Annotated in this window: 10 protein-coding genes and 1 pseudogene; 6 read left to right on the plus strand and 5 right to left on the minus strand. The window is 59.3% G+C overall.

What is annotated here, in order from left to right; genetic code table 11:
* The 5 genes from ACC569_RS12465 to ACC569_RS12485 form a co-directional block, all read right to left on the minus strand.
* Nucleotides 1-488, minus strand: a 488-nt coding sequence (locus ACC569_RS12465) for a YfcE family phosphodiesterase (protein WP_372523861.1), incomplete at its 3' end; no start/stop codon positions are given.
* A 374-nt stretch (nucleotides 489-862) separates the two neighbouring features.
* Entirely contained in the window at nucleotides 863-2,884 is a 2,022-nt protein-coding gene (locus tag ACC569_RS12470) for a sodium-translocating pyrophosphatase (protein ID WP_372523862.1), read from the minus strand.
* Between the two features lie 121 nt (nucleotides 2,885-3,005).
* Nucleotides 3,006-3,218 (minus strand): hypothetical protein, encoded by a 213-nt coding sequence (locus ACC569_RS12475; RefSeq protein ID WP_372523863.1) that lies wholly within the window; start codon nucleotides 3,216-3,218, stop codon nucleotides 3,006-3,008.
* A 73-nt stretch (nucleotides 3,219-3,291) separates the two neighbouring features.
* On the minus strand, nucleotides 3,292-4,560 hold the full coding sequence (locus tag ACC569_RS12480) for a 6-phosphofructokinase (protein WP_372523864.1): 1,269 nt from the start codon (nucleotides 4,558-4,560) through the stop codon (nucleotides 3,292-3,294).
* A 5-nt stretch (nucleotides 4,561-4,565) separates the two neighbouring features.
* Nucleotides 4,566-4,979: a hypothetical protein gene (locus tag ACC569_RS12485; RefSeq protein WP_372523865.1), complete on the minus strand. Its 414-nt coding sequence runs from the start codon at nucleotides 4,977-4,979 to the stop codon at nucleotides 4,566-4,568.
* Nucleotides 4,980-5,255: 276 nt separating this feature from the next.
* On the opposite strand from ACC569_RS12485, the pseudogene ACC569_RS12490 reads away from it, so the two are divergent.
* The 6 genes and pseudogenes from ACC569_RS12490 to ACC569_RS12515 form a co-directional block, all read left to right on the plus strand.
* Nucleotides 5,256-5,897, plus strand: a pseudogene (locus ACC569_RS12490) (adenylate kinase); the annotation flags it as partial.
* A 424-nt stretch (nucleotides 5,898-6,321) separates the two neighbouring features.
* Nucleotides 6,322-7,335, plus strand: a complete 1,014-nt coding sequence (hemB, locus tag ACC569_RS12495) for a porphobilinogen synthase (protein ID WP_372523866.1) — start codon at nucleotides 6,322-6,324, stop codon at nucleotides 7,333-7,335.
* Nucleotides 7,336-7,371: 36 nt separating this feature from the next.
* Entirely contained in the window at nucleotides 7,372-8,208 is an 837-nt protein-coding gene (locus ACC569_RS12500; RefSeq protein WP_372523867.1) for a 23S rRNA (adenine(2030)-N(6))-methyltransferase RlmJ, read from the plus strand.
* A gap of 213 nt (nucleotides 8,209-8,421) precedes the next feature.
* A complete protein-coding gene (locus ACC569_RS12505; protein ID WP_372523868.1) occupies nucleotides 8,422-8,736 on the plus strand; it encodes a PilZ domain-containing protein in 315 nt (104 codons plus the stop codon).
* Nucleotides 8,737-8,842: 106 nt separating this feature from the next.
* Nucleotides 8,843-9,061 (plus strand): hypothetical protein, encoded by a 219-nt coding sequence (locus ACC569_RS12510; RefSeq protein ID WP_372523869.1) that lies wholly within the window; start codon nucleotides 8,843-8,845, stop codon nucleotides 9,059-9,061.
* A 36-nt stretch (nucleotides 9,062-9,097) separates the two neighbouring features.
* On the plus strand, nucleotides 9,098-10,786 hold a 1,689-nt coding region (locus tag ACC569_RS12515), incomplete at its 3' end, for a diguanylate cyclase domain-containing protein (protein ID WP_372523870.1).

Below are 10,786 nucleotides of genomic sequence, written 5' to 3' on the forward strand. Positions count from 1 at the left end.
AATTCCATTTTCTCCAGATCGCCGAGCACATAGGTGGCCGGTGTGCTCACGCCGCCCACGGTGCCGGGATCGATACGCAGCGTCTCTCCACCCTTGATGTTTGCAATCCGTTCGATGACGGCGCGATGCTCGTGGCCGTTGCACACCAGATCGTAATCCCCGGTGAGCGCCATAGCCTTGGCGTAATGCGGGTAGTGGACGATGAAGATGCGCCTGCCGGCAAGGGCGATGCTCCCGTCCTGGCCATAATAATGCACGCGGTTTTCAGGTTTGTGTGCCAGCTTCGACAGATGGAAGAGGTCACCCGTGTTATTGCCATGCACGATGTACACCGGCAGTCCCAGCGGGATGATGGCATGCAGCGTGGAAGGCGCCACCAGATCGCCGCAGTGCAACACGACCCGCGCGCCCAGTTGCTTGGCTTCGGTGACGGCCGCGGCCAGACGCTCGCGATGATCGTGGCTGTCGGAAACGATGCATATCTTCATAGGTACTATTGTACTAAAACAAAATAAATCAGGATTTACAGGGCGAGCCGGAAACAGACGAAGACACTTAACATTGTGGCCCAGGGTGCAACAACAATCGTTGCACCCGTTCGACGGCGCCGAGGCACATTAAGTGCCTCGGCGACAACCCCGTCTCACCTTCGTCCCGGTGAGCGTCCCGCCACGGACGGCGGGGCCGGGATATTTCGAAGTCTTCATGGCTGCGCCAGGGATGGCAGGCACGCTCTCGCTCACCCTGCTAATCCTGTGAATTCAAAACAAAGGGCCGGTTATGCCGGCCCTTGTTGCTGAGGTTGCCCTCTCCCCTTGCCCTCTCCCGCTGAGGCGGGAGAGGGGGAGTTGGTGAGAATCTTCTATAAGAGTGGAACGATCAGCAGCGCCACGATGTTGATGATCTTGATCATGGGATTGATCGCCGGGCCCGCGGTGTCCTTGTAGGGATCACCCACGGTGTCGCCGGTCACTGCGGCCTTGTGAGCGTCCGAACCCTTGCCACCGAATTTGCCGTTTTCGATGTACTTCTTGGCGTTATCCCAGGCGCCGCCACCGGTGGTCATGGAGATGGCGACAAAGATGCCCGTGACGATGGAGCCGAGCAGCACGCCGCCCAAGGCCTCGCGTCCGAGGGTGAAGCCGATGACGATGGGCACCAGCACCGGCAATATTGACGGGATGATCATTTCCTTGATCGCGGCTTTGGTCAGCATGTCCACGGCCTTCGAATAGTCCGGTTTGGCCTTGCCTTCCATGATGCCCTTGATGGTCTTGAACTGGCGGCGCACTTCCACCACCACCGAGCCAGCCGCTCGGCCCACGGCCTCCATGGCGAGGGCGCCGAAGAGGTAAGGGATCAGACCGCCGATGAAGAGACCGATGATCACGTTGGGGTTGGTGAGGCTGAATTCCACTGCCTTGCCGGCGTGTTTGAGCGCGTCGGTGTAGTCAGCGAACAGCACCAGCGCCGCCAGACCCGCCGAGGCGATGGCGTAGCCCTTGGTGACGGCCTTGGTGGTGTTGCCCACGGCATCCAGCGGATCGGTGACGTCACGCACCTTTTTCGGCAGCCCCGCCATTTCAGCGATCCCACCGGCATTGTCGGTGACCGGGCCGTAAGCATCGAGCGCCACGATGACACCGGTCATCGAGAGCATCGAGGTCGCGGCGATGGCGATGCCGTAGAGATGGGCGAGTTCATAGGCGCCCCAGATGCTGGCGCACACCGCAAGGACCGGTAGTGCCGTGGCCTTCATGGACAGGCCGAGTCCCGCGATGACGTTGGTGCCATGGCCCGTGGTCGAGGCCTGCGCGATCTTCTGCACCGGGCTGTACTCGGTCGCGGTGTAGTACTCGGTGATGACAACCATGGCGGTGGTGAGCGCGAGCCCGATGAGCGCTGCGCCGTAAATCTGCATGGTGCTGTAGGAGCCGTTGCCGACCATCATTTTGTCCGTCACGAAATAGAAGGCGATGGCGGCCAGCACCCCGGAAACGATCACGGCCCGGTACAGGCCGTTCATGATTTTTTCACTCTTGCCGACCTTGACGAAGAATGTGCCGATGATGGAGGCGATGATGGACACGCCGCCGAGGACCAGGGGATACAGCACGGCATTGCCGAAGTTGGGCAGCACCAGGCTGCCGAGCAGCATCGTCGCGATGATGGTCACCGCATAGGTTTCGAACAGATCGGCGGCCATGCCGGCGCAGTCGCCGACGTTGTCCCCGACGTTGTCCGCGATCACCGCCGGGTTGCGCGGGTCATCCTCGGGGATGCCGGCCTCGACCTTGCCCACCAGGTCCGCGCCCACGTCCGCGCCCTTGGTGAAGATGCCGCCGCCGAGACGCGCGAAGATCGAAATCAGCGAGCCGCCGAAGGCGAGTCCCACCAGCGGCGCGATCAGGCTGGATTGAGCGGCGTCGGGGGAAAGATGCTGAAGAATAGCGTAGTAACCGGCGACTCCTAGGAGTCCGAGGCCCACCACCAGCAGTCCGGTGATGGCCCCCGAGCGGAACGCGACCTGCAGCGCCGCATTAAGTCCATCCTTCGCCGCCTCGGTCGTACGCACGTTGGCGCGCACCGAGATGTTCATGCCGATATAGCCGGTGGCAGCGGAGAGGATGGCGCCGATAGCGAAGCCGATGGCCGTGAGTGCGCCGAGAAAGTAGTAGATGACGCCGAACAGGATGACGCCCACCACGCCGATCGTGGTGTACTGGCGGTTGAGATAGGCCGACGCGCCTTCCTGGATCGCGGCGGCGATTTCGCGCATGCGATCGCTGCCGGTGGGCTTGCTCAGGACCCAGTTGATGGACACCACGCCATAGATAATGGCCGCGGCGGCGCAGGCAAGTGCAAAGATCAGACTGTCAGACATGTGTTTTCTCCTGCAAGTTGGACGTTGCTGCGCAGCTTGGCGCGTTGTTTGAGAAAGAATACTGAAAGTAACTGAATCGTACGAATCGCAGCATTGATAAAAATCAACCTCGACAAAACTTTCACTTTTTAATCACCAGTCCACCCTCGAAATGCATTCCCGCTTCGAAGCCGAACACCTTGTCGAGGTTCAATTCGCGGACCAACCGGTCCACCGCCGCCTGGCCGTGTTCGCGGCTGACTTCGGCGAGTATCAGCTTGGCCGAATTGGCGTTGTAAAACCCGCCGAAATCGGCCTGAACCTTGAGCAATTCTGTTGCCTTTTCCAATGTCATAAAAACTTTTACCGCCGGGAGAAAACAAAATTTATATATGCCTTTCCCGGCGTCCCTGGCGCTTCAAAAAAAATCACAACTTGAACTCGCCGAGTTTCTTCTTCGCGGCGACGTTCTTGAGCCGCACGTACTGCGGCATGCCGTTTTTGTACGGCGGATAATCTTCGCCCTGAATGAGCGGTTCGAGGTATTGGCGGCATTTCGCCGTGATGCCGAAGCCGTCGTCGGTGATAAAGTCCTTGGGCATCATTTTCTCGACGTTGGCTACCTTGTTGAGCGGTGCCTGACCCACTTTCCACTTGTAGGGCTTGCTGGATACGCGCACGACCGTGGGCATTACGGAATTGTGGCCCTTCACCGCCAGCTCCACCGCGGCCTTGCCCATGGCATAGGCCTGGTCCACGTCGCTCTTCGAGGCGATGTGGCGTGCCGCGCGTTGCAGGTAATCGGCGACGCCCCAGTGATATTTGAGTCCGAGGCCATCCTTGATGATGCCTGCCACCACCGGCGCGACGCCGCCGAGTTGTGCGTGACCGAAGGCGTCTTTGAGCCCCTGGTCGGCGAGGAATTTGCCATCCGGGCTTTTCACGCCCTCGGACACGACGACGGTGCAGTAACCGTATTTCTTGACGTTGGCGTCGACCTTGGTGAGGAATTTTTCCTTGTCGAAAGAAACTTCGGGAAACAGGATCACGATCGGAATTTCGGTGTCCGGGGTAGAAGCGAGGCCGCCGGCGGCGGCGATCCAGCCGGCGTGCCGGCCCATGACCTCCAGAATGAACACCTTGGTCGAAGTTTTGGCCATGGACGCCACGTCGAAGCTCGCTTCGCGCGTGCTGACGGCGATGTATTTGGCCACGGAGCCGAAGCCCGGACAGTTGTCGGTGATCGGCAGATCGTTATCCACGGTCTTGGGCACGTGGATCGCCTGGATCGGGTAGCTCATGGTTTCGGACAGTTGCGACACCTTGAGGCAGGTGTCGGCCGAGTCGCCGCCGCCGTTGTAAAAGAAGTAGCCGATGTCGTGCGCCTTGAACACCTCGATCAAACGCTGATACTCGGCCTTGTTCTGCTCCAGACTCTTAAGCTTGAAGCGGCAGGAGCCGAAGGCGCCCGAAGGTGTGTGGCGCAGCGCCTTGATGGCGGCGGCGGATTCCTTGCTGGTGTCGATCAGGTCTTCGGTAAGCGCGCCGATGATGCCGTTGCGGCCGGCGTAGACCTTGCCGATCTTGTTCGGATACTTGCGCGCGGTTTCCAGCAAGCCGCAGGCCGAGGCGTTGATCACGGCGGTTACGCCGCCCGACTGGGCGTAGAACGCATTTTTGGATTTGCTTTTTGCCATACGTCTTAGTCTCCCCAGAAGAACGGTGATGTATCCGGTTTGTCCGGCGCGGCCTCGTCGGTCTTCGCCGGATTGTGATCGTTGCTGATTTTTTGCTTGCGGACATGATCGGCTTCCACCTGCAGTACGCTGACCATGCAGTCGCCGATATTATCGTGGCTGTCGATGCCGGTCCCGAGCTGGTAATCCGGATGATAATAGAAATAGGCCCGGTAGCGCTCGGCGCCGAGTTTCACGATGGCAAAGTTGGCGCCCTTGGCGCTCCAGAACAGGGCCGGGCACCAGGCCATGCCGCCGACCTCGCCGCCGAGCATCACCTCGGTATCGGCGAGTTGCGGCTCGACCTCCTTGCCATAGCGCTCTTTCAGCGTGCTTCGCACCGCCCAAAGTTCGCTGTCTGTGAAATCCGGAATATTCATCGGGCTGGATTACAAATGAAGCCCTGCTTCGCTCGTCTTGTCATAATAGAGGGCCATCTCCCCGGTTTTTTCGAACATGAGGCACTCTGGAGAAACGAGCTTAACCAACTTTCCCTCCTTGGAACATTTGGAAACATCAATCGGGCGATAGGCCCCATTTATAGGGGGGCCATTGACGCCGGGGTAGGCAAAATTGTAGTTTACGCGCCCCTGTGATTAAACTAGGGAAAAATTCGAGGATCACGCCATCCACCAGGAACTTAAAGCGAGAGAACCATGAGAATCGTACTATTGGGAGCGCCGGGTTCCGGCAAGGGAACGCAAGCTAAGTTATTGGTTGAGAAGTATAAAATTCCGCAAATGTCTACCGGTGATCTGCTGCGGGCCGAAGTCGCGGCCGGCACTGACCTGGGCAAACGGGCCAAGGCAGCCATGGACGCCGGGCAACTCGTCACTGACGAGGTCGTGCTGGGCATGATCCAGGCGCGCCTGGCCAAGCCCGATGCCAAGAGCGGTTTCATTCTCGACGGTTTTCCGCGCAATATCCCGCAGGCCCAGTCGCTCGATGCGATGCTCGCGCGCCTCGGCCAGCCGCTGCAGCTCGCGCTGCTGGTGGACGTGGATACCGACGTGTTGCTGAAGCGCCTGACCGGCCGGCGTACCTGCGGATCCTGTGGCGCGATCTACAATATCTACTTCTCGTCGCCGAAAACCGCCAACAAGTGTGACAAGTGCGGCAGTGCGCTGACGCACCGCTCCGACGATAACGAGCAAACGGTTGCCAACCGTCTCAAGGTCTACCAACAGCAGACGGCGCCGCTCGTCAACTATTACAAGGCCCAGGGCAAGCTGCGCACCGTCCGCGGTGTGGGAGCGGTGAGCGCCATCTTCAAGAATGTTACGGATATCATCGAATCCCAGATCCGGCCGCTCGCGGATGTGATGGGCAAGATCGAGTCGGCCGCGGCCAGGCAAGCGGCCAAGACCAAGGCTGCGGCGGTGGCCAAGGCCGCCGCCGCCAAGGCCGCGGCTAAAATCGCAAAGGCACTTCCCTCAGCCAAGGCCAAGGCGGTGGTTCCGGCGGCGAAGCCCAAGCCCGTGGTAAAAAAAGCCATGCCCAAGAAAACGGCGGTGAAAAAAGCCGCTCCCAAGGCAAAACCGAAGAAAGCGTCCAAACCGACCACCAAGGCCAAAAAGGTCAAGTAATTCCTGGTCAGGTAACGACACATGGGCCCGTCCGCTGGCCCATGCGCTTTAGTTTCTTGAGCGACGTCCGCCATTTCACCCGGCTGACGACTAGGCTAGCATTAGGCAAAACTCTCCAGCGGCGGCAAGCGGCATCATGACAAGCGAAACAGGAAAATTTCCGCGCACCCGCATGCGGCGCATGCGGCGCGATGATTTTTCGCGCCGGCTCATGCGCGAGACGCGCCTCACCGCGGACGACCTCATCCAGCCCGTGTTTGTCATGGAAGGCAAGAACCGTTCGGAACCGATTCCGAGCATGCCGGGCATCAGCCGTGTCACGCCGGATTTGCTGCTCAAGCAGGCGGAAAAACTCCTGAAACTGGGCGTACCGGCCATCGCACTTTTTCCGGTGGTGCCGGCGTCGAAGAAAGACACCAAGGCCAAGGAGGCGTACAACCCCAAGGGCCTCGTGCCGCACACGGTCAGCACGCTCAAGAAAAAATTTCCTGAGCTTGGCGTCATTACCGATATCGCCCTCGATCCTTATACCTCGCATGGTCAGGACGGGCTCATCGATGGCACGGGGTATGTATTGAACGACGCCACCGTGACGGTGCTGGTCAGGCAGGCGTTGTCGCACGCGGAGGCGGGAGCCGACGTGGTCGCGCCTTCGGACATGATGGACGGGCGTATCGGCGCGATTCGCGACGCGCTCGAAAAGGCCGGTCATGTTCATACCCGCATCCTCGCCTACGCCGCCAAGTATGCCTCGAATTTCTACGGCCCGTTTCGCGACGCCGTGGGTTCGGCCGCCAACCTGGGCCAGGGCAATAAGTACAGCTACCAGATGGATCCGGCTAATGCGAACGAAGCGCTGCGCGAAGTCGCGCTCGACATCGAGGAAGGCGCGGACATGGTGATGGTGAAGCCGGGGATGCCTTACCTCGATATCGTGCGAAGTGTAAAGGACCGGTTCGGGGTGCCGACCTTCGTCTATCAGGTCAGCGGCGAATACGCCATGCTTATGGCCGCCGCAAAAAATGGCTGGCTCGATGAGCGCGCCTGCATGCTGGAATCCCTGCTCTGTATCAAGCGCGCCGGGGCCGACGCCATTCTGACTTATTTCGCCGAACGCGCGGCTGGGTGGCTGAAGGAAGGCGCCCGCTAACCGGCGCCCATCCGCGATTCGCGGTCTTCTCTCCTGATGAATTACCGCCATGCCTTCCACGCCGGCAATTTTTCCGACGTCTTCAAGCACATTGTGCTTACCCTGTTGCTCAAGTCCTTGCACCGGAAAGACACACCGTTCTGCTACTTGGATACGCATGCCGGCGCGGGCCGATACGATCTGAATAGCGAGGCGGCGCAGAAAACCGGCGAGTACCGTGACGGCATTCGGCGCTTGTGGGACATGAACCCGCTGCCCGAACTGGCGGATTATCTCGCCGCCGTGCGCGCGAGCAATGCCGATGGTACGCTGCATTATTACCCCGGGTCACCCGCGATCGCGCGTTTTTTCCTGCGGCCAAATGACCGCATGATGCTCTTGGAACTGCAGGCGGATGAGTGCTCGCTGTTGCAAGCCAGGTTTTCCGGCGACCGGCAGGTCGTGGTGCAGCGGCAGGACGGTTACGCCGGCCTCAAGGCGTTTCTGCCACCGAAGGAAAGACGCGGTCTGGTCCTGATCGATCCGCCGTACGAATCAGACAGGGAATACGAACAGGTGACGGAAGGTCTGAAAGTAGCCCATGATCGCTGGTCCTCCGGCATCTACGCCCTGTGGTACCCCATCAAAGCTCGCCCCCCGATCGAACGATTTCATCGAGGGCTGGTGGCCACCGGAATTCGCAAGATGCTGCTGATGGAATTCGCCCCTTATCCTGAAGATTCCAGTTTCCGTCTGAACGGCTGCGGCATAGTCGTGGTCAATCCACCCTGGAAGCTGGAGGAGACGCTGCGCCGGTTGTTGCCGGAACTTCTCGGTGTGCTGCGGCAGCATCCGGCCGCACGCACGGGCCTGTCCTGGCTGGTTCCGGAATAGGGGTGTTTTAACAACCAGATGCCGCTGACCGGTGGTAAAAGTGTAACGTTAGCGACCTGTTACATGCCGCCGTCGACAGCCGTGGCCTAAACGGGTATTTTATAGGCGTTAAATACAGGTTTTTAATAACAAAACCGCCACGGCCGCACGCCAGTTGGGAGACTCCGGCGTCGAAAGGCCCACCGGTTACGCAAGGGGGAGTGTAGTCAGACAATGAACGAAAGACGCGACAGCCAACGGGTACCGGTAGTAATCGATGCCGTGCTGAACTACCAGGCGCAGGTGATGATATGCACGGTGCGTGACATCAGCCTGAATGGCGCCTTTATCGAAGGTATGCCTCAAGGACTGCCTTATTTCAATGCCCCCGTGGAATTGGGGATTACCCTGACCGCCGGTGGCGAGACCAAGCAGCATCGTATCCCCGCCAAGATCCGCCGCATTACAGACAGCGGCGCTGGAGTGAGTTTCGGCGATGTCGGCATGGACGCCTATTTCAGCCTGGTCAATCTGGTCTATAACGCCTGAACCGTTCTGGTTCCCCGGCGAAAATTCCGGGCTATTTGGGAATTAACAGACAGTAAGCGACAGGTGTCGGCGTGCGCCGGCGCTGTATGGCCTTTTCCATGGTGCCGTGAGCCGTGTCCTATTCGTCACGCTCCGTAAATTATTCTTTTCTTTCAACGTTCTGTTTCCCGAGTTTATACACAAAAACCACATTGCTGGCATGTCTCTTGCAGCTTTCTTGCCACAAAGGGAAGAGGACAACAGCTTGATTTGGCGCGATTTGCGCGAAATGACGCCGGCCAGAATCGCCGGAGCCAGCGCGCCGTTTAACGTTGTCAGCGAATAACCTGAACAAGAACCGAACGCACGCCCGGATTTATTGATGACTCGTCACAATTCCAAGTACCTCATCGCTTCGGGGTTCGTTCTGATGTTGGCGCTCATGGTGGCGTTGACGGCCGTGGGCCTCACGCGCATGACCGCGATCAATCAGCACATGGAACTGATTGCCCACAAGCACAACGCCAAAATAGATCTGCTGTTATCGATGCGCAATATCGTGCGCGAGCGCTCCCTCAGCATGTACGCGATGTATCACATGGATGATCCGTTTCAGAGGGAGGAGGAGTTCACCCGTTTCACTAGTATGGCGGGCGAGTTCATCCAGTTGCGGGAACAGCTGGCGCTGATTGGCCTGGACGAGAAAGAACAGGGCATTCTGGAGAAAATTCTGGCGCTGATTCGCAAGACTCAGCCCATGCAGGTGAGCCTCGTGGACAAGATCATCCGCGAGGATCTAGCCGGGGTGAAGGAGGAAATGCATCAGAAGGATCTGCCGCTCGAGAGACAAATACTGTTGTATTTCGACGAGGTCACCGATCACGAGCGTCAGGCGACCCGCGAGGCAGTGGCCTTGGCGTCGCAGGAATACCAGCAGGCACTGAAGATGATGCTGCTGCTCGGGTTTTCCGTCATTGTGTGCGGTGTTTTGATCGCTTGGTATGTGATCTACCGCACGCGCCTTATTGAAAGCGCGCTGGCGCAGGAAAAGGAACATGCCGAGATCACCCTGCATTCCGTGGGTGATGCCGTGATCGCCGCCGATGCACAAGGCAAGGTGAGCTACCTCAATCCCGCGGCCGAGCAGATGACGGGTTGGCGCAGTGAAGAGGCGCGCGGCCATCCATTGAGCAAGATTTACCATATCATTAACGAAACCACGCGCAAGCCGCTCGAACATCCGGCGATGCTCGGTGTCCTCGACAGCCATATCGTCGGCCTGGACAAGCATACCCTGCTGGTCAGCCGGTCCGGCAAGGAGTTGGCCATCGAGGATACGGCCGCGCCGATCCGCAACAGCGACGGCGAGGACGTCGGCGCGATTCTGGTGTTCCGCGACGTCACTGAACAGCGCAGTATGCAGAACCAGCTCAGCTGGCAGGCGAGCCATGATCCGCTGACCGGGCTAGTCAACCGGCGCGAACTCGAGGTGCTGCTCGAACGGCTGCTCGCGAGTGCCGAGGAGCAGAACAAGCGCCACGCATTGCTCTACCTCGATCTCGACCAGTTCAAGGTGATCAACGACACCTGCGGCCACATCGCGGGAGATGAACTCCTGCGACAGGTCGCCGGGCTCATGCACCCCCTGATCCGCGACAGCGATACGCTGGCGCGCCTTGGCGGCGATGAATTCGGTATCCTGCTTGAAGGCTGTTCCCTCCGGCAGGCTGAACAGATTGCGCACAAGTTGCTTCAGTCGCTGGAGGAATTCCGCTTTGCCTGGCAGGACAAGACCTTCCGCGTGGGGGTTTCCATCGGTCTTGTCGGTATCCACGCCGGCAGCGGCACGCTCTCCACGGTGCTGAGCGCCGCCGACGGCGCCTGTTACATGGCCAAGGAGAAGGGCCGCAATCGTATCTGGCTGCATCAGGACGACGATCGCGAGATAGCGAACCGGCAGGGGGAAATGGAATGGGTATCCCGCATCATGCAGGCGTTCGATGAAAACCGCTTCGTGCTTTATTTCCAACGCGTGATACCGCTAACCGTCTCATCCGGGACTCCTCCGTAT

It is taken from the genome of Sulfuricaulis sp. (assembly GCF_041499725.1).
Taxonomy (GTDB): domain Bacteria; phylum Pseudomonadota; class Gammaproteobacteria; order Acidiferrobacterales; family Sulfurifustaceae; genus Sulfuricaulis.

Excerpts from the sequence above, each read along its gene's own strand:
- ACC569_RS12470 (WP_372523862.1), bottom strand. The coding sequence starts at position 2,884 with ATGTCTGACAGTCTGATCTTTGCACTTGCCTGCGCCGCCGCGGCCATT.
- ACC569_RS12475 (WP_372523863.1), bottom strand. The coding sequence starts at position 3,218 with ATGACATTGGAAAAGGCAACAGAATTGCTCAAGGTTCAGGCCGATTTC.
- ACC569_RS12480 (WP_372523864.1), bottom strand. The coding sequence starts at position 4,560 with ATGGCAAAAAGCAAATCCAAAAATGCGTTCTACGCCCAGTCGGGCGGC.
- ACC569_RS12485 (WP_372523865.1), bottom strand. The coding sequence starts at position 4,979 with ATGAATATTCCGGATTTCACAGACAGCGAACTTTGGGCGGTGCGAAGC.
- hemB (WP_372523866.1), top strand. The coding sequence starts at position 6,322 with ATGACAAGCGAAACAGGAAAATTTCCGCGCACCCGCATGCGGCGCATG.
- ACC569_RS12500 (WP_372523867.1), top strand. The coding sequence starts at position 7,372 with ATGAATTACCGCCATGCCTTCCACGCCGGCAATTTTTCCGACGTCTTC.
- ACC569_RS12505 (WP_372523868.1), top strand. The coding sequence starts at position 8,422 with ATGAACGAAAGACGCGACAGCCAACGGGTACCGGTAGTAATCGATGCC.